At 70.7% G+C, this 22300-nt stretch carries 17 protein-coding genes; 5 read left to right on the forward strand and 12 right to left on the reverse strand.

The features are described 5' to 3' along the window. Positions 1 to 93 precede the first annotated feature (93 nt). The 3 genes from ccoM to rfaH form a co-directional block, all read right to left on the reverse strand. Positions 94 to 216, reverse strand: coding sequence for a cytochrome c oxidase subunit CcoM (gene ccoM, locus FIU88_RS19520; RefSeq protein WP_016854299.1), 123 nt, complete (start codon positions 214 to 216; stop codon positions 94 to 96). Positions 217 to 496: 280 nt separating this feature from the next. Then, entirely contained in the window at positions 497 to 1003 is a 507-nt protein-coding gene (locus FIU88_RS11295; RefSeq protein ID WP_016854300.1) for a peptidylprolyl isomerase, read from the reverse strand. A 43-nt stretch (positions 1004 to 1046) separates the two neighbouring features. Beyond that, positions 1047 to 1589 (reverse strand): transcription/translation regulatory transformer protein RfaH, encoded by a 543-nt coding sequence (gene rfaH, locus FIU88_RS11300; protein WP_016854301.1) that lies wholly within the window; start codon positions 1587 to 1589, stop codon positions 1047 to 1049. A gap of 149 nt (positions 1590 to 1738) precedes the next feature. Here rfaH and FIU88_RS11305 point away from each other — a divergent pair, with 149 nt between their 5' ends. Next, on the forward strand, positions 1739 to 3100 hold the full coding sequence (locus tag FIU88_RS11305; RefSeq protein ID WP_152479314.1) for an MFS transporter: 1362 nt from the start codon (positions 1739 to 1741) through the stop codon (positions 3098 to 3100). Positions 3101 to 3124: 24 nt separating this feature from the next. Here FIU88_RS11305 and FIU88_RS11310 read toward each other — a convergent pair whose 3' ends face one another. Both FIU88_RS11310 and FIU88_RS11315 read right to left on the reverse strand, forming a co-directional pair. Then, on the reverse strand, positions 3125 to 4996 hold the full coding sequence (locus FIU88_RS11310; RefSeq protein WP_152479315.1) for an SEC-C domain-containing protein: 1872 nt from the start codon (positions 4994 to 4996) through the stop codon (positions 3125 to 3127). A gap of 61 nt (positions 4997 to 5057) precedes the next feature. Next, positions 5058 to 6302, reverse strand: a complete 1245-nt coding sequence (locus FIU88_RS11315) for an AarF/ABC1/UbiB kinase family protein (protein WP_152479316.1) — start codon at positions 6300 to 6302, stop codon at positions 5058 to 5060. Positions 6303 to 6437: 135 nt separating this feature from the next. On the opposite strand from FIU88_RS11315, the gene FIU88_RS11320 reads away from it, so the two are divergent. The 3 genes from FIU88_RS11320 (at position 6438) to FIU88_RS11330 (ending at position 10031) form a co-directional block, all read left to right on the forward strand. Continuing rightward, positions 6438 to 8444 (forward strand): DNA topoisomerase III, encoded by a 2007-nt coding sequence (locus tag FIU88_RS11320; RefSeq protein ID WP_152479317.1) that lies wholly within the window; start codon positions 6438 to 6440, stop codon positions 8442 to 8444. Continuing rightward, positions 8441 to 9361: a ketopantoate reductase family protein gene (locus FIU88_RS11325; RefSeq protein WP_152479318.1), complete on the forward strand. Its 921-nt coding sequence runs from the start codon at positions 8441 to 8443 to the stop codon at positions 9359 to 9361. The genes FIU88_RS11320 and FIU88_RS11325 overlap by 4 nt, the downstream gene beginning before the upstream one ends. An 85-nt stretch (positions 9362 to 9446) precedes the next feature. Next, positions 9447 to 10031, forward strand: a complete 585-nt coding sequence (locus FIU88_RS11330; protein WP_152479319.1) for a hypothetical protein — start codon at positions 9447 to 9449, stop codon at positions 10029 to 10031. A 116-nt stretch (positions 10032 to 10147) separates the two neighbouring features. Here the strand turns inward: FIU88_RS11330 and ppc are convergent, their stop codons facing one another. From ppc to cysM, 5 genes are read right to left on the reverse strand one after another with little or no spacing between them, the layout of a single operon-like run. After that, the gene (gene ppc, locus FIU88_RS11335; RefSeq protein WP_152479320.1) at positions 10148 to 12796 is read right to left on the reverse strand and encodes a phosphoenolpyruvate carboxylase; all 2649 of its coding nucleotides are present in this window, start codon (positions 12794 to 12796) and stop codon (positions 10148 to 10150) included. Positions 12797 to 12833: 37 nt separating this feature from the next. Further along, positions 12834 to 13673: a nucleoside triphosphate pyrophosphohydrolase gene (mazG, locus tag FIU88_RS11340; protein ID WP_152479321.1), complete on the reverse strand. Its 840-nt coding sequence runs from the start codon at positions 13671 to 13673 to the stop codon at positions 12834 to 12836. Beyond that, entirely contained in the window at positions 13670 to 15946 is a 2277-nt protein-coding gene (gene relA, locus FIU88_RS11345; protein ID WP_026068344.1) for a GTP diphosphokinase, read from the reverse strand. The genes mazG and relA overlap by 4 nt, the downstream gene beginning before the upstream one ends. Next, positions 15939 to 17372 carry a TRAM domain-containing protein gene (locus FIU88_RS11350; RefSeq protein WP_152479322.1) on the reverse strand — a complete coding sequence of 478 codons (1434 nt, stop codon included), beginning with the start codon at positions 17370 to 17372 and terminating at the stop codon, positions 15939 to 15941. Before FIU88_RS11350 ends, relA begins: the two co-directional genes overlap by 8 nt. A 1-nt stretch (position 17373) precedes the next feature. Next, a complete protein-coding gene (gene cysM / locus FIU88_RS11355; RefSeq protein ID WP_152479323.1) occupies positions 17374 to 18270 on the reverse strand; it encodes a cysteine synthase CysM in 897 nt (298 codons plus the stop codon). 119 nt (positions 18271 to 18389) lie between these two features. Here cysM and FIU88_RS11360 point away from each other — a divergent pair, with 119 nt between their 5' ends. Beyond that, on the forward strand, positions 18390 to 21077 hold the full coding sequence (locus FIU88_RS11360; RefSeq protein ID WP_152479324.1) for an ATP-binding protein: 2688 nt from the start codon (positions 18390 to 18392) through the stop codon (positions 21075 to 21077). 35 nt (positions 21078 to 21112) lie between these two features. Here the strand turns inward: FIU88_RS11360 and acpS are convergent, their stop codons facing one another. Then, positions 21113 to 21490: a holo-ACP synthase gene (gene acpS / locus FIU88_RS11365; protein ID WP_152479325.1), complete on the reverse strand. Its 378-nt coding sequence runs from the start codon at positions 21488 to 21490 to the stop codon at positions 21113 to 21115. Next, positions 21487 to 22299 carry a pyridoxine 5'-phosphate synthase gene (pdxJ, locus tag FIU88_RS11370; RefSeq protein ID WP_152479326.1) on the reverse strand — a complete coding sequence of 271 codons (813 nt, stop codon included), beginning with the start codon at positions 22297 to 22299 and terminating at the stop codon, positions 21487 to 21489. The genes acpS and pdxJ overlap by 4 nt, the downstream gene beginning before the upstream one ends. Position 22300: the final 1 nt, after the last annotated feature.

Genomic DNA, 22300 nt, shown 5'->3' on the forward strand with positions numbered 1-22300 from the left:
CTCTACCGAACGACGGCACAAAAAAAGGCCGGCCCCGAAGGGTCGGCCTAGTGGGGGGTAGCCCCCCTCCCCTGACGACGGTGGAACGGTGGATCAGCGCTTCTTGTTTTCGCGACGATGGTGGTCGCGGATGACGAAGGCCACCCAGCCGCCCATGAAGGCGATCATCATGCCGACGGTGGCAAGCCCGAAGATCACGGCATCGTCCCAGTACATGGTGCTTGCCTCCCGTCGCGATGTGATGGCCCCACTCTAGCGGCCCGTCCCGGGCGATACGCTGATCTGGGTCAAGTGCGCCACCCGGTGTGAACAGGCCGGCCGTACGGGCTTGATCCAGGTCAGATTCACGCTCGCGACGCTGCCGCTGGGAGCTCCTCGGCCCCGGAAACGATGCCGCGTCGCGCCGAAGGGAAGGAGGGGCAAGGAGGAGGGAGAGAAACGGGGGAAACGCGGCCGCGCCGAAGGGCGACGCGGCCGGCGCTCTCGAGCCGAGGGCTCAGACCATCTTCTTGTCTTCGACCTGATCCGGCGTGGTGCCCGGCGGCAGCGGGTGGCCCTTGGCGAGCTCGGCGCGGGTGGCCTCGCGCACCTCCAGCACCTCCAGACGATAGTGCAGGTGGCGACCGGCCAGCGGATGATTGGTGTCGATCCGCACGCCGTCGTCGCGCACCTCGAGCACGGTGACGATCTCCGGGCCGTCATCGCCCGGCGTCTGGAAGCGCATGCCCGGCGCGAGATCGGGCACCGGGAAGGCCTCGCGGCCGACCTCGCGCACCAGCGCCTCGTCGCGCAGGCCATAGGCCTCGGCGGGGGCCAGGGTCACCTCGAGCTCGGCGCCGGCCTCGCTCCCGGCCAGGGCCTGCTCCAGCCCGGCCATCAGGTTGCCGTGGCCGTGAAGGTATTCGAGTGGCTTCTGGCGCGCGCGGGAGTCGTCGAGGACCTGGCCGTCCTCGTCGCTCAGCACGTAGTGCAGGGTCACGACCCGCTGGGGGGCGATGGTCATGGGGCCTCCGGTACTGGGGAATGAAAGATAGGGTTAAAGGGCATCAGTCGCGACGGCGCAGTCGGGAGACGGGCATCTCCAGACGCTGCTGCTGATGCAGCATGTTGAGCAGCACGATGGCGCGCTCCTCGCCCTTGTGGCTGGCGAAGACCGCCTGCAGGTCCTTGAACGGCCCCTCGGTGATCTCCACCGCCTCGCCGGCACGGAAGTAGACGTGGGCGACGTCGTCATCATCCTGGCTGGCCTGGCGGCGCAGGGCCTCGATCAGCCCGTCGCCGACCGGCACCGGCATGTCGCCGCCGAAGGTCACGAGCTTGAGCACGCCGCGCGTCGAGCGGATCGGCCGCCAGTTGCTGATCAGCCGGTCGAGGCGGATGAACAGATAGTAGGGAAACAGCGGCTCGCTCACCCACTCCAGCTTGCCGCGGCGCTTCTTCTGCACCTCGAGCACCGGGTGAAAGACCTCGTAGCCCTGGTTGCCCAGGTGCTCGGCGGCGCGGAAGGACTCGCCTCCCTTGCACTGGATGGCATACCAGCGGGGCACCGCATCCTCGGTGGCCTCGAGAGAAAGGTCGTCATCACGCATGTCGTCGATCGTCTCTGGCTGGTGTCGGCGCCGGGGCTCTGCAACAATCGGCGGCGCGTGCCACCGGTGTCGTCGGCCCCGGTCGAGACCGGGATTTTAACATCGATGGCCCGGCACGTGCCCTGACCCATCGCAAGGAGAGCCCCCTCATGCCGACCCCCACCGCGCATCGCAGCTGGCGCAGCGCCCTGTCGGTCTACCTGCGTGCCCCGGTGCTGACCATGCTGTTCCTGGGCTTCTCGGCGGGCCTGCCCTTCCTGCTGGTGTTCTCGACACTGTCGGCCTGGCTGCGCAGCGACGGCGTCGAGGTGGCCGCGATCGGCTTCTTCGCCTGGATCGGCATCCTCTACTCGATCAAGTTCTTCTGGGCCCCGGTGGTCGACCGGCTGGCGCTCCCCGGCCTGACCCGCCGGCTCGGCCAGCGCCGCGGCTGGATGCTGCTGGCGCAGGCGATGATCGCCGCCGGCCTGGCGGGGCTGTCGAGTCTCGATCCGCCGAACCAGCTGCCGCTGGTGGCGCTGTTCGCGCTGCTGGTGGCCTTCGGCTCGGCGACCCAGGACATCTCCATCGACGCCTTTCGTATCGAGTCGGCGCCGGAGGACCTGCAGGCGGCCATGGCCTCGACCTATATCATCGGCTATCGCGGCGGGCTGATCGCCGCCGGGGCGGGAGCGCTCTACCTGGCCTCGCTGGTGTCCTGGCACGTCGCCTACCTGGCGATGGCGGCGCTGATGGCGGTGGGCATGGTGACGGTGCTGGTGCGCCCGGAACCCGAACGCCAGGCGCTGGGCGTCCAGCTGATCCATGAGCCGCGGGTGCGGGCCTTCCTGCGCGCCAGCCGCGGCCGGCCGGCCTGGCTGCGCCGCCTGGGCGCCTGGGTGATCGGCGCGGTGGTCTGCCCGTTCACCGACTTCTTCGGTCGGCACGGGCTCAAGGCGCTGTGGCTGCTGGCCTTCGTGGCCGTGTTCCGGATCAGCGACCTGGCCATGGCCTCCATGGCCAACCCGCTCTACATCGATCTGGGCTTCAGCCTCGAGGCCATCGCCAACGTGACCAACGTGTTCGGCATCGCCATGAGCATCGGCGGCGGGCTGATGGGCGGCCTGCTGGTGGCACGCTACGGGGTAGGGCCGATCCTGATCCTCGGCGCCTGCGCCACCGCCCTGACCAACCTGCTGTTCGTGGCCCTATCGCTTGCCGGCGACAGCCTGCCGATGCTGGTGGTCACCATCGTCGGCGACAACCTCTCCAACGGGCTGGCCAGCGCGGTGTTCATCGCCTTCCTCTCGGGGCTGACCTCGCGGGCCTACACCGCCACCCAGTACGCGCTGTTCTCGTCGCTGATGACGCTGCCCGGCAAGTTCCTGAGCGGCTTCGGCGGCCTGGTCGTGGCCTCGCACGGCTACGCGGACTTCTTCCTGGCGGCCTCGGTGCTGGGCCTCCCGGCCATCGCGCTGGCGATCTGGGTCAGCCGCGACCGCCGTCTGGCACCGGCGCCGACCGCGGCCTGAGGCCGCCCCTCTCGGCCCCGCCGCTCAGTCCAGCCGGCCGGCGAGCCATTCCAGCGCGCCCGGGGTGGCGCGCCACTGGTCACGCATCAGGGTGCGGTACTGCCAGGCCTCGGCCCGCGAACCGGGCGCCGCCGTGCCGTCGCCCGACGGGCTGGCCGGACGCGGATTCTCGGCGCACAGCAGCGACAGGGCGTGACCGTTGTGGCGCCGGGACTCGCTCAGCGCCTCGACGGCCTCGTCGAGGCGCTCCAGGCGGTAGAGCGCCAGCGCCCGGCCCATCAGCAGCCCCAGCACCGCCTCGTCTTCGGACGGCTTGGCCAGCGCCGACTCGCTGAGCGCCAGCGCCTCGGTGTCGCGGCCCTCGCGCAGCAGCTGGTCGAGCACCAGCTCGCGCAGCCCCAGGCTGTCACGATCATCCAGCTCGAGCAGCCGCTCGGCCAGGTGCCGGGAACGCTGACGGGCGCCGCGTTCCATGCCCACCACCAGCGCCAGGCCGGTGCGCAGCAGCACGGCGTTATCGGCGGCGTCCCAGTCCAGCGAGGCGTCGCCCGGCGAAGCGACGCCCGGCGAAGCGTCGCCCGGCGAGGCATCGCCGGATGCCGCCTCGCGTGCCTGATCCAGCCAGCGTTCCAGGCGCTCGGCCAGCGGCTCGAACAGGCTCGGCGCCATCCACGGCAGGCTGCCGAAGCGGCTGGTCAGCGCCAGCGCCAGCGACTGCACCACCGCCGGCGAATCGAGCCACTCCGGCTGGGCACACAGCGCCGGCAGCCAGTCGCCGGCCGCCTGCCAGGGATCGTCATCGAAGCCCAGCGGGGCCTCGTTCTCGACCTCGGCGGGGAACACCGCGCGGAAACCGGCATAGAGCGTGTCCTCCCGGGCGCTGCGGTGATAGGCCAGCTGGCCCTCCTCGACGCGCAGGTCCAGCGTCGGTACACCGTCCAGCGACTCGAGCAGCGCCTGCAGCGCGACCAGCGGCTCGGCCAGGTCCTCCTCGGCGTTGAGCAGCTGTTCGGCCAGGGTCGCGCCGGGGTTGTCGGCCAGGTCGGAGAGGAACTGCAGCTGGTCGGGATCGAGCTCGCCCTGACGGGACAGGCGGCGGAACCAGAAGCTCGAGCGCTCGCGGGCCTCTTCCTCGTGCCCTTCATGCAGCAGCAGCATGGCCTCGATGTAGGCCAGGGTCGGCGAGTCCGGCAGCGCCTGCTGGGCGCGCACGAAGGCGGCCCGGGCGCTGTCCAGGTCGTCGTTGTCCAGGTGCATCAGGCACAGCCGCTCCAGCGCCACGCCGCGCAGGAACAGCGGGCCGCGATCGAGCACCGCGTCGAGCAGCGCCTCGCGCTTGCGATGGAATCCGCGCTCCTGATAGAGATCGACCAGGATCTCGAAGGCCGGCTCGGCCTGCTCCGGCAGGCGCGACCAGTCGGCGGTCTCGAACAGCGACTCGAGGATCTGCTGGGCGCGACCGCGCTGGCCGGATTCGGCGGCGATCAGCCCGGCCTCGAGCAGCGCCTGGGCGGGCGCCTTGCCGCTGGCCAGCGCGGCCTTGAGGGTATCGCCCTTCCACTCGCGCAGCGACAGCATCCACATCAGGTGATCGGGCACATCGCCCGGCAGGCTGACGGCACCGCAGCAGCGCTTGGTCTTGCGCCCGGAGTCGCACCAGCAGGGCTCGTTGCGCCCCGGGCGGGCCAGCGCCTCGCAGTCGAAGTCCAGCCGCGCCAGCGGGGTCTGCGACCACAGCTCCGGAGCCAGCGCCTGGGCCATGGCCGGATCCCCGGTCAGCTTGGGACCCTCCTCGCGGGCCCAGGCCATCAGCGTCGGATAACGCTCGTCTTCGCGAATCGCCTTGAGGGCGCCCGAGGCGAACCCCAGCAGCTGTTCTACCCATACCGCCAGCATGGCCGTCTCCCCTGCCGAAAAACCGCACAGTCTACCAGCCGCGCGCCGGGCTGGCAGCCGCTCAGCGTGATACCTTCGCGAACAGCGGCCGCACCCGGGCATCCATGTCCAGCCGCGCGCCGAGGCGCACCAGATTCCAGTAGTGGCCGTTCAGGGTCCGCGACAGCAGCAGGGTGTCCGCCGGCGGCTGCAGGCGATCCATGGCCGCCCACACCCGCGGGCTCAGCTCGCGCAGCCGGCGATGCACGCGCACGTCGCCGAAGTCCTGGATGCCGGGGGCGAACAGCGGGCCTACCGCCTCGGCGGCCTCGCGGTAGAGCGCCAGGGGGGCACCCTCGCCCTGGCGACCGCCCAGCTCGAGCATCGCCGCATCCATGGCCATGGGGTCCGCGGCCAGGGTGGCCTCGAGCAGGCGCATCATCGCCGACAGCCGCTCGCGCGGCACCGGGATGACGGCGCCGAAGTCGTAGATCACCAGTCGACCCTGGTCATCGGCGGCGAAGTTGCCGGCATGGGGGTCGGCGTGCAGCTCGCCGAAGGTGAACAGCTCCTCGATCAGCCAGTCGGCCAGCGTCGTGGCCACCCGCTGGCGCACGGCGTCGTCGGCATCCTCCAGCTCGCGCAGCGGCGTACCCGCCACGTGGCGCATGGCCAGCACATGGGGCCCGCAGAGATCGGGCAGCGGCTCGGGGATCACCAGCGAATCGAGATGCGCGTAGCGCGCCCGGTAGCGCGCCAGATGCTCGGCCTCGGCGCGATAGTCGAGCTCGTCGCGCAGGCCGGCGGCGAGCTCCTCGAACAGCGCGTCGAGGCGCGCCTGGGGCACCTTGAACCAGCGCCCCAGACGCATCAGGCGGCGCAGCTGGGCGAGATCGCCCTCCAGCACCTCGGCGAGGCCGGGATACTGCACCTTGAGCACCACCGTCTCGCCGTCTCGCGTCACCGCCCGGTGCACCTGGCCCATGGAGGCGCTGGCGAAGGGCGCGGTCTCGACCTCGGCGAAGACCGACTCGAGGTCGCCGTACTGCGCCTCGAGCGTGCCGCGGATGGCCTCCCAGGGCATCGGCGTGGCCTGACGCTGCAGCCGGGCCAGCTCATCGGCCAGGTCCGCCGGCAGCAGGTCATCCCACTGCGACATCACCTGAGCCAGCTTCATGGCCGGCCCCTTGAGCTCGGAAAGCCCCTCGAACAGCGCCTCGCCGAGGGCACGCCAGTCGGCCTGCCCGCCTAGCCGGGTGCGCAGCAGGGCACCGCCGGTGCGAGTGCCGAGGCCCAGCAGACGCCGTGTGCGACCGCGTTCGCGCATCTATCACGCCCTCCGGTAAAGTGAGACAAGCATTGTACAACGGATCACCATCTTACCCCTGGCGACCCGCGACAAATACTGTAAGAATCCCCATGACTTTCATCCTATCGACGTTTACCCCGCCGACGAGACGCCATGCGCCTGATCATCGCCGAGAAGCCGAGCCTGGCCCGGGCCATCGCCGAGGCCCTGCCCGCCGCCGTTCGCCGCGAGGACGGCGCCCTGGTGGCCGGTGACACCACCGTCACCTGGTGCCTCGGCCACCTGCTGGAACAGGCCCCGCCCGAGGCCTACGACCCCGCCCTCAAGAGCTGGCGGCTCGATACCCTGCCGATCCTGCCCGAGCAGTGGAAACTCGCCCCGCGACCCAAGGCCAGGGGGCAGATCGCGGTGATCCGCCGGCTGCTCAAGCAGGCCGGCGAGGTCGTGCATGCCGGCGACCCCGACCGCGAGGGCCAGCTGCTGGTCCAGGAAGTGATCGAGCACCTGGGCTGGAAGGGGCCGGTGTCACGACTGCTGGTCAGCGACCTCAACGCTCCGGCCGTCAAGCGCGCGCTCTCGCGGCTGGAGGACAACGCCCGCTACGCGCCGCTCTACCGCGCCGCCCAGGCCCGCTCCCGGGCCGACTGGCTGTACGGCATCAACCTGACCCGCGCCTGGACGCTGATCGGCCGACAGGCGGGGCACGATGGCGTGCTCTCGGTGGGCCGGGTGCAGACGCCGGTGCTGGGCCTGGTGGTGCGTCGCGACGCCGAGATCCGCGACTTCGAGCCGCGGCCCTTCTACGTGCTGTGGGCCGATCTGGCCGTTTCCCGCGGCCGCCTGCGGGCCTGGTGGGCGCCCGGCGAGACGCACCCGCTGGACGATCAGGGGCGGCTGCTCGAACGCGCCCCGGCGGCCGCGCTGGCCGAACGCCTGCCCGGCGCCGAGGGCCGGCTGACCAAGCTCGAGCGCCGCGACAAGCGCCAGGCCGCGCCCCTGCCCTACTCGCTGTCGGCGCTGCAGGTCGACGCCGCCCGCCGCCACGGGCTCTCGGCCAAGGCGGTGCTGGACATCTGTCAGCGCCTCTACGAGCGCCACCAGCTGATCACCTATCCGCGCTCGGACTGCCGCTATCTGCCCGAGGAGCACTTCGCCGGCGCCCGCCGCACCCTCGAGGGCGCCTGCGCCGGCGACGACACCCTGCGCGGCTGGCTCGCCGGCGCCGACTTCGCGAAGCGCTCCAAGGCCTGGAACGACAAGCGGGTCGGCGCCCACCACGCCCTCGCGCCCACCGGCAAGACCGCCGATCCGGCGACGCTCTCGCGCCAGGAGGCCGACGTCTTCCGGCTGATCGCGCGCAACGTGCTGGCCCAGTTCTATCCTGCGCTCTCGACCCGCGAGGTGAAGGCCGAGTTCACCATCATCGGTGAACGGTTCCGCGCCCGCGGCCAGGAGATCCTCGATCCCGGCTGGAAGCCGCTGTTCACCACCCGCGACGAGGCCCCGCCGCTGCCGCCGCTCGACGAGGGCGAGGCGTGCCGCGTCGAGGACGCCGGCGTGGAGGACCGCGAGACCCGCCCGCCGGAACCCTTCACCGACGCCAGCCTGATCAAGGCGATGATGAATATCGCCCGCTACGTGGACGACCCGGAGGTGCGCCGCACCCTGCGCGACACCGACGGCCTGGGCACCGAGGCCACCCGCGCCGGCATCCTCGAGACCCTGGAGACCCGTGGCTACCTGGTGCGCGAGGGCAAGGCCCTGCGCGCCACCCGCCTCGGCGACGCCCTGATCGCCTCGCTGCCCGAGGCCGTGAGCCGCCCCGAGCGCACCGCCCTGTGGGAACAGCGGCTCTCCGCCATCGCCGAGGACGGCGACGCCCCGGCGCCCTTCCTCGACGCCCTCGTCACCGATCTGCGTACGCTGCTGAGCCGCGCCGACGCCGGCCGCATGCGCCAGTCTCTGGCCGATGCCCGGGGCGCCGAGCCGGCGGCCCGCTCGGGCAAGTCGGGCGGCAAGGGGCGACGCGGCGCAAAAAGCCGGAGCGCCGGCAAAGGCGGCAGCAAGAGCACCGGCCGGCGCGGCGCCGCCGGCAAGGCCACGAAAGGCACCAAGGCCGGCAGCGGCACCGCCCGACGCAAGCGGAGCACGTCCTCATGAACACGCTGATCCTCGGGCCGGGCGCCGTCGGGCGCCTGCTGGCGCTGCACCTGGCCGCCACGATGCCCGTCACCCTGATCGGCCGCCGCGAGCTGCCGCGTCGTCAGACCCTGACCACCCCGACCGGTGAGACGCACTCGCACGAGATCGACAGCGTCACCCCCGCGACGCTGGCCGACGGGCTCGCCGCACGCGCCGACATCCTTCACCTGACCACCAAGGCCTACGCCGCCGAGGCCGCCTTCGAGGCGATCGCGCCCCGGCTGGCGCCGGACACACCGCTGGTGCTGTGGCAGAACGGCTACGGCGTGCAGCCGCGCCTGAGCGAACGCTGGGACGGCCCGGTGCTTTGCGCCAGCACCACCGAGGGCGCATATCTCGACGGTGACGCCGGCGTGGTGCATGCCGGGCGCGGGCAGACGGTGATCGGCGATCTCGCCGGCTCTCACGCCGAACTGGCGGAAACGGTCGCCACCAGGCTCTCGACGGCGGGCCTCGCCGCCCGCGCCGTCGACGATATCCGCGTACGGCTGTGGCACAAGCTGGCCGTCAACGCCGCCATCAATCCGCTGGTGGCCCGCTTCCGGATCCGCAACGGCCAGCTACGCGACCGCCCCTTCAGGCCCATGGTCGAGGCCGTGATCGAGGAAGTCTCGGCGGTGATGGCCGCCGAGGCCATTCCGGCCCCGGCGGAGGGCTGGTCGGCGCGGGTGTGGTCGGTGGTGTCGGCCACCGCCAACAATCGCGCCTCGATGCTGCAGGACGTGCTGGCCGGCCGGCCCACCGAGCACGACGCCATTCTCGGCCCGCTGCTCGCCGCCGGGCGCCGCCACGGCCTGGCCACGCCCGTGCTGGCGGGGCTCCATGCCCGCCTGACCGCGGCCGACACCGTGTCCGCCTCCAGCGCCGCCGGATGATGCCGCGCCTGGCCGTTTCGGGTGTCGCCTGCTAGCCTCATCTTGTTGATGACACCCGACGGGCTCCCCTTCCCAGGCCTGAGCGATGAAGATCCCGGACTCCTGGCGGTCGACGCTGATCGCCCTGCTGCTGTTCCCCGCCATCGGCGTCACGCCCGCGCTGGCGGGTTCCGACGAGCCCGCCTTTGCCGGCGACGCCACCGATCTTGCTCACTTCGATAACGGCATGCGGCTGCTGGGCGGTAACGTCGAAAGCCCCGACGGCGTGACCTCGGGCTTCCGGCTGACCACCGGCATCTCGCCCCGGGGGCTGCCGAGCTTCGACTTCGGCGCCGAGGTCCGCTATCGGGAAAGCAACGACGTGCCCGTGTCCGGCGCCACCCGCGACACCCTGCTCGACACCACCAGCCTCGGCGGCAGCCTGATGGCCGGCGTGCGCTTCGGTGCGCTCGGCCTCTACGCCAAGTCGGGACTCGCCGGCTGGCAGGGCAAGGCCGCCAGCGGCCATGCACCCGAGCTCTCCGAAGGCGGCATGACCCGCGTCAACGGCATCGGTGCTCGATTCGGCTTCGCCAACGACTGGGTCAGCCGGCTGGAAATGGAGCGCGTCGACGATCCGGCACTCGAACATCTCAATATGGTCACCGCCTCGGTGCACATGCCCTTCTAGCCGCCCCCCCTCAGACACCCGCGCCTACGACCCAACGCGCGCCACCGCACACCCACAACGAAACACCCCGAGGGCCGAGGCCCTCGGGGTGTCCTGTCGCAGGTGCTGGCCAGCGATCAGCCGGTGTTGCGCAGCCCGGCGGCGATGCCGGCCATGGTCACCATCAGCGCCCGGGAAAGATCCCCGCTGATCGCGCCGTCGGCATCGCGGTTACGCTGCAGGAGCTCGGCCTGAAGGCCGTGCAGCGGGTCGATGTAGGGATTGCGCACCTCCACCGCCTGACGGATCAGCGGCGTGCTCTCGAGCAGCTCGTCCTGATCCAGGATCGAGAGCACCGCGCCGTTGAGACGACCGAAGCGCTCGCGCAGCCGCTCGCCGAGGGCCTGCAGGGCCGGCTCGTCGACCAGGCGCTGCTCGTAGTAGGCCGCGATGCTGACATCGGCCTTGGCCAGCAGCATCTCGAGCATGTCGAGATAGGTGCCGAAGAACGGCCAGCGGTCGCGCATCTCGCGCAGCACCTCGAGCCCGCCCGGCTCCTGGAGGCGCTTGGCGAAGGCCTCGCCGCTGCCCAGCCAGGCCGGCAGCATCAGGCGCGTCTGGGTCCAGGCGAAGATCCAGGGAATGGCCCGCAGGGTCTCGACGCCGCCCTCCTGGCGACGCTTGGCCGGGCGCGAGCCCAGCGGCAGGCGGCCCAGCGCCGTCTCCGGCGTCACCGAGCGGAAATAGGGCACGAAGTCGGGATCCTCGCGCACCACGCCCACGTAGGCCTGGTGGGCCACGCCGGCGAGGCGATCCATCTCCTCGCGCCAGGCCGGCTCGGGCGTCGGCGGCGGCAGCAGCGAGGCCTCGAGCACCGCACAGGCGTAGATCTCCATGGAGCGCAGCGCGATGTCGGGCTGGCCGAACTTGAAGCGGATCATCTCGCCCTGTTCGGTCACCCTGAGGCTGCCGTTCACCGAGCCCGGCGGCTGGGACAGGATCGCCGCGTGGGCCGGGCCGCCGCCGCGACCGACGGTGCCGCCGCGGCCGTGGAACAGCGTCAGGTCGACGTCGTGACGCCGGCACACCTCGACCAGGGTCTCCTGGGCACGATACTGGGCCCAGGCCGCGGCCAGCTGGCCGGCGTCCTTGGCGGAGTCCGAGTAGCCGATCATCACTTCCTGACGATCACCGGCCAGTCGACGATAGCCCGGCAGCGCCAGCAGTCGGTCGATGACGTCGCCGGCACGGTTGAGGTCGTCCAGGGTCTCGAACAGCGGCGCGATCGGCAGCGTGGCCTCGCCGCCCACTTCCTTCATCAGCAGCGCCACGGCCAGCACGTCGGAGGGCTGGCCGGCCATGGAGATGATGTAGGTGCCCAGCGCCTCGACGTGCTCGGAGCCGATCACGCGAAAGGTGTCGATCACCTCGCGGGTCTCGGCAGAGCACTCCCAGCGACGCGGAATCAGCGGCCGGCGGGAAGACAGCTCGTTGAGCAGGAATTCCTGGCGCTGCTCCTCGCTCCAGTCGCGGTAGTGGCCGAGCCCCAGGCTATCGGTGAGCTCCTCGAACACCTGCTCGTGGCGAGTGGATTCCTGGCGCAGGTCGAGCTTGGTGAGGGTGACGCCGAATACCGAGACCCGGCGCAGAGTGTCGAGCAGCACGCCGTTGGCGATGGTGTCGAGGCCGACGTCGCACAGCGAGCGGTAGCAGGCCAGCAGCGGCGCGTAGAGCTGATCGCGGGTCTCGATGATCGGCCCGCCGTCGTGGTTGACGCCGTCGAGCTGGGCCTGGGCCCAGTCGCGGGTGGCCTCGACCCTGCTCAGCAGGCGCTTGATCAGCTCGCGATAGGGCTCGGCGACGTCGCCCACCTCGGCCTTGAGCGCGCTGTTGGCCTTCCACATGGAGAGCTCGGCCTTGAGCTGTTCGAGGTCGCGCGAGTAGAGGTCGGCGGCCATCCAGCGGCCCAGCAGCAGCACCTCGCGGGTGACCTTGGCGGTGACGTTGGGGTTGCCGTCGCGGTCGCCGCCCATCCAGGAAGCGAAGCGGATCGGCGCGGCGTCCAGCGGCAGCCGCTCGCCGGCGGTATCGAGCAGCAGGTTGTCCAGATCGCGGTGGAAGTCCGGCACCGCCTGCCACAGCGAGTTCTCGATCACCGCGAAGCCCCAGCGGGCCTCGTCGACCGGCGTCGGGCGCTCGTGACGGATCTCGTCGGTATGCCAGGCCTGGCTGATCAGCTCCTCGAGGCGGCCGTGGGCGCGGGCGGCGCGCTCGGGATAGTCGGCCGAAGACTCGATGATGGTCAGGCACTCATCGATGGCGTCGTACTTCTGGATCAGGGTGCGGCGGATGACCTCGGTGGGATGCGCGGTCAGCACCAGCTCGACGCGCATGTTGGCCAGCGCCTCGACCAGCTTGCGCGGCGTGTGGCCCTCGCCGCGGGCGCGTTCGAGCAGTTCGCCGAGCACCGGCTGGGCGCCGGGCTTGTAGTCCTCGACCCGGCGAAAGCGGGCGCGGTAGTGCTGTTCGGCCATGTTGGCCAGGTTGAGGAACTGGTTGAAGGCCCGGGTCACCGGCAGCAGGTCGCTGTCCGGCAGGCCCCGCAGGTAGTCGATCAGCTGACGGTTGCTGTCGGCCTCGCGCTGGCGACCCTGCTTGGCAAGACCGCGGATGGTCTCGATGCGATCGACGAAGTCCTTGCCGAGATCATCGGCAATGGTACGTCCCAGACTGTCGCCCAGGATGCGGACGTTGTCCCGCAGCGATTCGTGCAGGTCGTGGCTCATGTCCAGGCTTCTCCTTTCCTCGTGGGTGGGGATATCGTTATGTTGTTTCTTGTCGCTTCGCCGCCTGCCAGTGCCGTTCCATGCGCTCGAGCCCCGCTTCCGCCAGCGGCACGCCCTCGTCATCCAGGGCGGCCTCCACCTGACGGAAGCGGCGCTCGAACTTGCCGTTGGTGACCCGCAGGCAACGTTCGGGGTCGGCATCCAGCGTGCGCGCCAGGTTGACGGCGGCGAACAGCAGATCGCCGACCTCTTCCCTGGCATGGTCATGATCGTCCTCGGCCAGCGCCTCCTCGACCTCGGCCAGCTCCTCGCGCAGCTTGGCGATCACCCCGCGGGTGTCCGGCCAGTCGAAGCCGACCCGGGCGGCCCGCTTGGAGAGCTTGGCCGCACGGGACAGCGCCGGCAGATTGCGCGGCACATCGTCCAGCACCGAGGTCACGGCCGCGTCCTCGGCCCGCGCGTCGCGTTCCTCGGCCTTGAGCGACTCCCAGCGCGAATGCACCTGCTGCGTTTCCACCTCGGCGGCGCTCACGCCCTCGCGCCGCGAGGTCAGGGTGCCGTCGGGGAAGACGTGGGGATGACGGTGCAGCATCTTGGCGGTGAGGACATGGACCACCTCATGGAAATCGAAGCGGCCCTCCTCGGCGGCGAACTGACTGTAGTAGACCACCTGGAACAGCAGATCCCCCAGCTCGCCCGGCAGTTCGTCCCAGGCACGCCGCTCGATGGCGTCGGCGACCTCGTAGGCCTCCTCCAGGGTGTGGGGCACGATGCTGTCCCAGTGCTGCTTCACGTCCCAGGGGCAGCCCTGCTCGGGGTCGCGCAGCACCGCCATCAGCGTCAGCAGGTCGTCGAGATCGAAGCGGCGCTCGCTCATGGCTTCTTGCCCTTCTTCTTGTGGCTCTTGCCGCCGCTGCGCAGACGACGCACCTCGATGACGTTCGACAGCTGCTGGATGCGCGAGAACAGCCGCCCGAGCGTCTCCAGGCCGTCCACCTCCAGGGTGATCTGCATCCGCGCGATGCCGTCATCGGTATCGGTCAGGGTGTTCACCGACAGTACGTTGACCTTCTCGTTGCTGAGCACCGCGGTGACGTCGCGCAAGAGCCCCGAGCGGTCCCAGGCCTGGATCTCGATGTCCACCGGATACTGGGTGCGGGCCCGCTCGCCCCACTCCACCTCGATCACACGCTGGGGCTCGTCGAGGCGCAGCTGAAGGATGTTCGGGCAGTCCTCGCGGTGCACGGTGACGCCGCGGCCCTGGGTGATGAAGCCGACGATCGACTCGCCGGGCACCGGGTGGCAGCAGTTGGCCATGCTGGTCTTGAGGTTGCCGACCCCGAGCACCGTGATGCCGTTGCCATCGGGCTTGTCGGCGGCCTTGCGCGGCTTGGCCAGCAGCTTGTCGAGCTGCTCCTGATCATCGCTCTCGCCGAACAGCTGCTGGGCCTGGTGCAGCACCTGGCCGATGCGCAGGTCGCCGGCGCCGAGCGCGGCGTACATGTCCTCGGGACCGGTGTAGTTGACCTGGTTGGCCAGCCGCGTGAGGTCCATGTCGCCGACGTCGAGACGCTTCATCTCGCGCTCGAAGAGGATCCGTCCCTCCTCGAGGTTGCGGTCGCGGGCCTGATGCTTGAACCAGGACTGGATCTTGGCCCGTGCCCGGGAGGTGCACACATAGCCGAGGTTGGGATTGAGCCAGTCGCGGCTCGGACCGCCCTTGCTGGCGGTGAGGATCTCGACCTGCTGACCGGTGCTGAGCCGGTAGGTCAGCGGCACGATGCGCCCGTTGACCTTGGCCCCGCGACAGCGGTGGCCGACCTCCGTGTGCACCCGATAGGCGAAGTCGATCGGCGTGGCCTCTCGCGGCAGATCGATGACGTGGCCGTCGGGGGTGAAGACGTAGATGCGGTCCGGCGCCACGTCGCTGGACAGGCCCTCGCGGAGGTCGCCGAAGTCGCCGACCTCCTCCTGCCACTCGAGCACCTGGCGCAGCCAGGCGATCTTGTCCTCGTAGCTGGCGCTGCGGGCGTTGGTGTCGTGGCCCTTGTAGCGCCAGTGGGCACAGACCCCGAGCTCGGCCTCCTCGTGCATCGAGAAGGTGCGGATCTGGATCTCCAGCACCTTGCCCTCGGGGCCGAACACCGCGGTGTGCAGCGACTGGTAGCCGTTCTTCTTGGGGTTGGCGATGTAGTCGTCGAACTCCGTGGGCACGTGATGCCAGCGCGAGTGGACGATGCCGAGCACGGTGTAGCAGTCGGTGATCTCGGGGACCAGGATGCGCACCGCGCGGATGTCGTGAACCTGGGAGAAGTCGATGTGCTTGCGCTTCATCTTCCGCCAGATCGAATAGATATGCTTGGCGCGCCCGTCCACCTGGTACTGATGGATGCCCTGGGCCTCCATCAGCCCCTCGAGGGTGGACACCACGTCCTCGATGTAGCGGTTGCGGTCGAGGCGCTTCTCGGCCAGCTGGCGGGCGATGGTCTTGTAGTCCTCCTCGTGCAGGTAGCGGAAGGACAGGTCCTCCAGCTCCCACTTGAGATGGCCGATGCCGAGCCGGTGGGCCAGCGGTGCGTAGATATCGAACACCTCGCGGGCCACCTGCAGGCGCTTCTCGCGCGGCGCATCGCGCACCTGGCGCAGCGCGCAGGTGCGCTCGGCGATCTTGATCAGCGCCACACGCACGTCGTCGATCATGTTGACCAGCATCTTGCGCAGGTTGTCCTGCTGGTCGTGCTGGCTCAGCCCCTGGCTCGGCATCTGGGAGGTGCTGATGGCGGCCATCTGCAGCACGCCGTCGATCAGCCCGGCGACCTCATGGCCGAAGCGCTTGGTCACCTCGGCCAGGTCGATCAGCCCCTCGCGCACCGCGCGATACAGCACCGCGGCCTCGAGGGCCGGCTGGTCGAGGCGCAGCTCGCCGAGGATATCGGCCATTTCCAGGCCCATGCGGAAGCTCGAGCCGTCCTTGAGCCAGGTCTTGTGAGGCCGGTCGGACTCCTGCTCGAGTCGCTGGGCCAGCTCGCAGGCCACGCGCATCTCGTCGCCGTCGCGCAGCTTGACGTCGTCCTGGAGACGCTCGACCCAGCGGGGGATATCGACCGTCCCCCACTCGGTCAGGGGCTGATCTTCCCGCACTTTAACCATCGCTTGACGCTCCTTCGTCCCGCTGCCCGGCGTCCGGGTGCTCGAGCAGCAGCATGGATTCCAGATGGGCGGTGTGGGCGAACATGTCGGCCACCGCCCACCGCCGGATGACGTAGCCCGCCTGCACCAGATGCGCGGCATCCCGCGCCAGGGTGGCCGGATCGCAGGACACGTAGAGCACCCGCGGCACCGGTCGTTCGGCCAGCGCCCGGCACACGGCCTCGGCGCCGTCGCGGGGCGGGTCGAGCAGCACGTGGCGCAGCCCGGGCGCGTCGAACAGGGCGCCCACGGCCTCGCTGCGGTTGAGGTCGGCCTGACGGGCCGTCACCTCGAGCGCGTTGCAGCGGGCATTGTCGGCCAGCCGCTCGACCATCGCCGGGCTGCCCTCCACCGCCGTCACCTCGGCACCCAGAGCCGCCAGCGGCAGGCTGAAGTTGCCGACCCCGGCGAACAGGTCGAGCACCCGCTCGCCGGGCGCCAGCGGCGAGAGCCATGCCAGCGCCTCGGTCACCATGCGCTGGTTGACCGCCTCGTTGGCCTGCAGGAAATCGCCGGGGGCGAAACCCAGCCGCAGCGAGCGTTCGTCGACCGCCAGGTGGGCGTGCAGGTCCGGTGCCGGCGTCAGCCATTCGAAGGTCGGCGATTCGCGCCCCACCCAGCGCGCCAGATGCAAGCCGCGGGCCAGGGCGAACTCGCGCCAGCGGCGGGTATCGGCGTCGTGCTCGCGCAGCTGGCGGACCACTAGGGTCACGCCGGCGTCGCTCGAGGACAGCTCCAGATGGCCGACCTGCCGCGGCGCCTCCAGTTCGGCCAGATGCCGGTGCAGCGGCGCCAGCACGTCGGCCAGTGCCGGCACCAGAATGGGGCAGTCGTCGAGATCCACCAGCCGGTGGCTGTGCCGGGCGCGGAAGCCCAGGTGCACCCCGCCCTCGGCGTCGACCTTGACGCCGAGGCGCGCCCGGCGCCGATAGCCCTCACCGGCCTCCGCCAGCAGCTCGGGCTCGCCGTCCGGGGCGATGCCCTGGCGGGCCAGCAGCTCGCGCAGCACCGCCTGCTTGTGGCGACGCTGCCCGTCCAGGCTCAGGTGCTGCAGGTCGCAGCCGCCGCAGGTGCCGAAGTGGACGCAGGGCGGCGTGACGCGCTCGGGCGAGGCCTCGACCACCTCGCGCACGTGGGCCTCGTCGAAGCGCTGGCGGGTCCGATGCACGGCGATCTCGACGCGTTCGCCCGGCAGGGCCCCGTCGACGAACACCGTCTTGCCGTCGGCCAGACGCCCCACGCCGCGACCGTCATGGGCCAGGCCATCGATCGTCAGGATGGCGCCCTGATCGCCGCCGCCACGGGCGGCCTTCTTGCCGCGTTTCGCCGTCTGCAGCCCCGAGACGCCGGAGCTCGCCCGCGCGGGGCGTCGTTGTCCCAGCCCCACCTCAGGACTCCGGGGCGAACAGGCCGGTGGACAGATAGCGGTCGCCACGGTCGCAGACGATGAACACGATCACCGCGTTCTCGACCTCCTCGGCAACGCGCAGCGCCCCGGCGAGCGCCCCGCCGGACGACACGCCGGCCAGGATGCCCTCTTCCCGGGCCAGGCGACGCATATGAGCCTCGGCCTCGGCCTGGCCGATGTCCAGCACCCGGTCGACGCGGGCGGGCTCGAAGATGCCCGGCAGATAGGCCTCGGGCCAGCGGCGGATACCGGCGATGCTGGCGCCGTCTTCCGGCTGCAGGCCGACCACCTGCACCTCGGGGCTCTGCTCCTTGAGGTAGCGCGAGACGCCCATGATGGTGCCGGTGGTGCCCATGGAGCTGATGAAATGGGTGATGGTGCCACCGGTCTGCTCCCACAGCTCGGGGCCGGTGCCCTGGTAGTGTGCCAGCGGATTGTCGGGGTTGGCGAACTGATCGAGCGGCTTGCCCTCGCCGCGGGCGATCATCGTCTCGGCCAGGTCGCGGGCCGCCTCCATGCCCCCCTCGCGGCTGACCTCGATCAGCTCGGCGCCGTAGGCGGCCATGGCCTGCTTGCGCTCGCTGGAGGCGTTCTCCGGCATGATCAGGATCAGTCGATAGCCCTTGATCGCCGCGGCCATGGCCAGGGCGATGCCGGTATTGCCCGAGGTCGCCTCGACGAGGGTGTCGCCCGGAGTGATGGTTCCGCGCGCCTCGGCCTGCTCGAGCATGGACAGCGCCGGACGGTCCTTGACCGACCCGGCCGGATTGTTGCCCTCGAGCTTGGCGAGCAGGGTGTTGTTGCGCCCTGCCGTGATGCGCTTCAGGCGGACCAGCGGCGTGTGGCCGATGGTCTCCTCCAGGGTGGGGAAATGCATGCAACCGTCCTTCTGGAAACGTCTTTTCGGCATTATATCCTCGGGCACCGACACTGGACAGGCATCCTGTTCGGCTGTGGCATACTGGGCCACGACACTCCAGCCGACGAGCCCTCCCGATGTCCTTGAAGACCCGCCTGATGCTGGCCATCCTCGCCCTGCCCCTGGTGCTGTTCGCACTGCTGGTGGTAACGGTCACGGAACTGGAAGATCGCCACCATCGCCAGCAGCTGCGCGAGCGCCTGACCGAGGCCACCGACCTGCTGACGCCGAGCCTGGGCCGGGCGCTGGCGGACGGTGCCACACGCGAGCTGGAGGGCCTCGCCGATCGCCTGCTCGACCTGGAAGACGTGCGCGCCCTGAGCATTCGCGACGCCGATGGCGAGCGCCGGCTGGAACTGGGTCGACTGCGACAGGCCGCGGATCTCTCGCCGCAAGAGGGCCCGGCGCTGATCGAGGACGGTCGTCACTGGCGGCTGCAGGCGGCGCTGCCCGGGGCGCCCGGCGCCCTGCTGATGCTGGACATCGACGCCTCGACGCTGCCACTGACCTACTATCGCCACCTGGCCGGCGGCGGGCTGCTGCTGATGATCGTGGGTCTGCTGCTGTTCCTGGTGGGCTACGGCCTGAGCCGGCGGCTGACCCAGCCGCTGGAAGACGTCACCCGCTCGCTGGAGTGGCTGTCCGCCGGCGGCGCCCCTCAGCCCCTATCGGTGCCGAAGGAAACCGAGCTGGCCCGCCTCGCCCAGGGACTCAACGCCCTGGGTGAGCACCTGGCCTCGGCCCGCGACGACCTGCAGGCCCAGATCGAACAGGCCACCGGCGAGCTGCAGGAATCGATGGAAACCATCGAGGTGCAGAACATCAAGCTGGACCTGGCACACCGCCGCGCCCTGGAGGCCAACCGTGCCAAGTCGGAGTTCCTGGCCAACATGAGCCACGAGATCCGCACCCCGCTCAACGGCATCATCGGCTTCTGTCGCCTGCTGCAACGCACCGAGATGGCCCCTCGCCAGCGCGAATGGCTCGACCACGTGCAGCGTGCCTGCGACAACCTGCTGATGCTGGTCAACGACGTGCTCGACTTCTCCAAGATCGAGGCCGGTCGCCTGGAGCTCGAGCACGCCGAGCTCGACATGGTGGCACTGGTCGACGAGGTGCTGGGCCTGCAGGCGCCCCAGGCCCAGCCCAAGGGCATCCAGGTGCTCGGCCTGGTCTATGACGACGTGCCCGACACGCTGAGCGGCGACCCGCTGCGCATCCGCCAGGTACTGACCAACCTGGTCGGCAACGCGGTGAAATTCACCGAGCACGGCGACGTCATCGTCCGCGTCATGGTCGAACAGCGCAGCGGCGGACACGTGGTGCTACGCGTGGCGGTCAGCGATACCGGCATCGGCATGAGCGACGACGCCCAGCGCCGGCTTTTCCAGGCCTTTCGCCAGGCCGATGCCAGCCACCAGCGCGAGTTCGGCGGCACCGGCCTGGGCCTGGCCATCAGCCGTCAGCTGGTGGAGCAGATGGGCGGCAAGATCTGCGTCGAGAGCGCCCCGAACGAGGGCTCGACCTTTGCCTTCACCCTGCCGCTGGCCTGCCCGCCGGATGCCGCGGAAGAACGCGAGCCCGAAATCAGGCTGGACGGCCAGCGAGTGGTGCTGCAGGAACCCCACGGGCCGACCCGCTCCGCCCTGCGGCATCTGCTGGGCCGCTGGGAAGGCCGCGTGATCGGCGAGGAGCGAGCGCCTGGCCACGACGCCTCACTGGCGGTGTTGGGTCTGACCGATGCCGACCTCACCCCATCGGGGCAGGCGGCCCTGCAGCGGCGACTGGAGTGCCTGGGATGCCCGGCGATGCTGCTGGTCAACGCCAGCCCGCCAGACCTGCCGGCACTGCCGCTGCCTCACGGCGGCGAGGTCCTGAGCAAGCCGCTATCCAGGCGAACGCTGGTGGAGTCGGTCAGCCGCGCCCTGACGCGGGCCCGTCGCGACCCGCAGCCGGATCGCCAGACGCAGGCGCCCCAGGGGCCGCTGAGCCTGCTGGTGGTGGATGACACCGAATCCAATCGCCTGCTGCTGCAGGAACTGATCAGCGGCCCGCAGCTGGAGGTGGGGCTTGCCGCCAGCGGCGAGGAGGCGCTGGCCATGGCCGAGGAAAGATGCTTCGACGTGGTGTTGATGGATATCCGCATGCGCGGCATGGACGGGGTGGAAACGACGCGCGCCCTGCGCGCGCTGGGCGGACACTGGCGTCACGTGCCGATCATCGCCGTCACCGCCCATGTGCAGAACGAGCAGCGTCGCCAGCTGCTGCAGAACGGGCTGGACGGCGTGCTCGAGAAGCCGCTGGACACGGCCCAGCTGTCGAGCCTGCTGCGCCATCATCTGGGCGTGGGCCTGGCGCTGGAAGAAGACGACGAGGCGCCGAGGGCCGACCCGGCCACCGATAACGAGCTGGCCTCGGTGGACCTGGCCCTCGGCACCCAGCTGGCCGGCGGCCGCGAGGCCCTGGCCCGCAAGCTGCTGGGCCAGCTGATCGATTCGCTGGACGAGAGCGAGGCCCAGGTTCGCCAGGCCATGAAGGACGGCGACGCCGAGGCGCTGCTCGACGCCATTCACGCCCTCAACGGCGCCTGCCGCTACTGCGGCGTGCCGCGCCTGGGGCTGCTGGCCGAGACCCTGGAGACCCGGCTGCGCTCCCGCGGGCTGGACGCGGTCACGCCACTGCTGCCGGACCTCTACGCGGCCATGGCCGCGCTGCGCGACTGGCAGGCGGCTCAGCCCGCCTCGACGTCGCCGTCCGGCGCCTGATCGGGTGAGGGGCCGGATCGCTCCGGCACCCCGCCTCAGGCCTCGAGCACCACGAAGGCCACGGCGAAGGCCGCCTCGTCGGACAGCGACAGGTGCAGGTTCCTGACGCCTTCGGCCTCGGCCAGCTCCCGGGCACGCCCGGACAGCACCAGCGCCGGGCGCCCCAGGGCATCGTTGACGACCTGGATCTCGGTCCAGCGCATGCCGTGACGCAGCCCGGTGCCCAGCGCCTTGACGAAGGCCTCCTTGGCGGCGAAACGCTTGGCCAGGAAGGCGGCCGTCTGACCGCGCTCCCGGTAGCCCACCAGCTCGTCGTCGCCCAGCACCCGCCGGGCGAAGCGCTCGCCGTGACGCGCCTGGGCGGTCTCGAAGCGCGCCACCCGGGCGATATCGGTGCCGACCCCGAGGATCATCCGCAGCAGCCGCCGTCGGCCTGATGGTCGTGATCATGCTCGTGGTCGTGCTCGTCGAGCGCCGCCACGAATCCCGCCTCCTGGCCGGCGATCGCCAGGCGCTTCATCTCCGCCACCGCCTCCTTGAGGCCGACGAACAGCGAGCGCGCGATGATGGCGTGGCCGATGTTGAGCTCGCAAAGCCCCGGGATGGCGGCGATGGCCTCGACGTTGTGATAGTGCAGGCCGTGGCCGGCGTTGACGGTCAACCCCAGCTCGCCGGCCATCTCCGCGGCGGCCACCAGGCGGGCGTGCTCGGCGGCCGCCTCCGCGCCGGCGGCCTCGGCATAGGCCCCGGTGTGCAGCTCGATCACCGGCGCCCCGGCCCTGGCCGCCGCCTCGATCTGCGCCGGCTCCGGGTCGATGAACAGCGACACCTCCGAGCCCGCCGCGGCGAGACGGCGGCAGGCCGCCTCGATCGCCTCGAAGCCGCCGACCACATCCAGGCCGCCCTCGGTGGTCAGCTCCTCGCGCTTCTCCGGCACCAGACACACGTGGGCCGGGCGAATCTCCTCGGCCAGCGCCAGCATCGCCTCGGTGACCGCCATCTCCAGATTCATGCGCGTGTTGAGCACGTCCGCCAGCAGCCGCACGTCACGCTCCTGGATGTGCCGGCGGTCCTCGCGCAGGTGAACGGTGATGCCGTCGGCCCCGGCCTCCTCGGCCAGCAGCGCCGCCTGGACGGGATCGGGATAGCGGGTGCCGCGCGCCTGGCGCAGGGTGGCGATATGGTCGATGTTGACGCCGAGCAGGATGCGGGGAGGATGCATG

Source organism: Halomonas sp. THAF12 (assembly GCF_009363675.1).
Classification (GTDB): Bacteria; Pseudomonadota; Gammaproteobacteria; order Pseudomonadales; family Halomonadaceae; genus Halomonas; species Halomonas smyrnensis.

Coding starts and splice junctions, on each gene's coding strand:
- ccoM (WP_016854299.1), bottom strand. CDS start 216: ATGTACTGGGACGATGCCGTGATCTTCGGGCTTGCCACCGTCGGCATG.
- FIU88_RS11295 (WP_016854300.1), bottom strand. CDS start 1,003: ATGACCATCGCCCCCCAGCGGGTCGTGACCCTGCACTACGTGCTGAGC.
- rfaH (WP_016854301.1), bottom strand. CDS start 1,589: ATGCGTGATGACGACCTTTCTCTCGAGGCCACCGAGGATGCGGTGCCC.
- FIU88_RS11305 (WP_152479314.1), top strand. CDS start 1,739: ATGCCGACCCCCACCGCGCATCGCAGCTGGCGCAGCGCCCTGTCGGTC.
- FIU88_RS11310 (WP_152479315.1), bottom strand. CDS start 4,996: ATGCTGGCGGTATGGGTAGAACAGCTGCTGGGGTTCGCCTCGGGCGCC.
- FIU88_RS11315 (WP_152479316.1), bottom strand. CDS start 6,302: ATGCGCGAACGCGGTCGCACACGGCGTCTGCTGGGCCTCGGCACTCGC.
- FIU88_RS11320 (WP_152479317.1), top strand. CDS start 6,438: ATGCGCCTGATCATCGCCGAGAAGCCGAGCCTGGCCCGGGCCATCGCC.
- FIU88_RS11325 (WP_152479318.1), top strand. CDS start 8,441: ATGAACACGCTGATCCTCGGGCCGGGCGCCGTCGGGCGCCTGCTGGCG.
- FIU88_RS11330 (WP_152479319.1), top strand. CDS start 9,447: ATGAAGATCCCGGACTCCTGGCGGTCGACGCTGATCGCCCTGCTGCTG.
- ppc (WP_152479320.1), bottom strand. CDS start 12,796: ATGAGCCACGACCTGCACGAATCGCTGCGGGACAACGTCCGCATCCTG.
- mazG (WP_152479321.1), bottom strand. CDS start 13,673: ATGAGCGAGCGCCGCTTCGATCTCGACGACCTGCTGACGCTGATGGCG.
- relA (WP_026068344.1), bottom strand. CDS start 15,946: ATGGTTAAAGTGCGGGAAGATCAGCCCCTGACCGAGTGGGGGACGGTC.
- cysM (WP_152479323.1), bottom strand. CDS start 18,270: ATGCATTTCCCCACCCTGGAGGAGACCATCGGCCACACGCCGCTGGTC.
- FIU88_RS11360 (WP_152479324.1), top strand. CDS start 18,390: ATGTCCTTGAAGACCCGCCTGATGCTGGCCATCCTCGCCCTGCCCCTG.
- acpS (WP_152479325.1), bottom strand. CDS start 21,490: ATGATCCTCGGGGTCGGCACCGATATCGCCCGGGTGGCGCGCTTCGAG.
- pdxJ (WP_152479326.1), bottom strand. CDS start 22,299: ATGCATCCTCCCCGCATCCTGCTCGGCGTCAACATCGACCATATCGCC.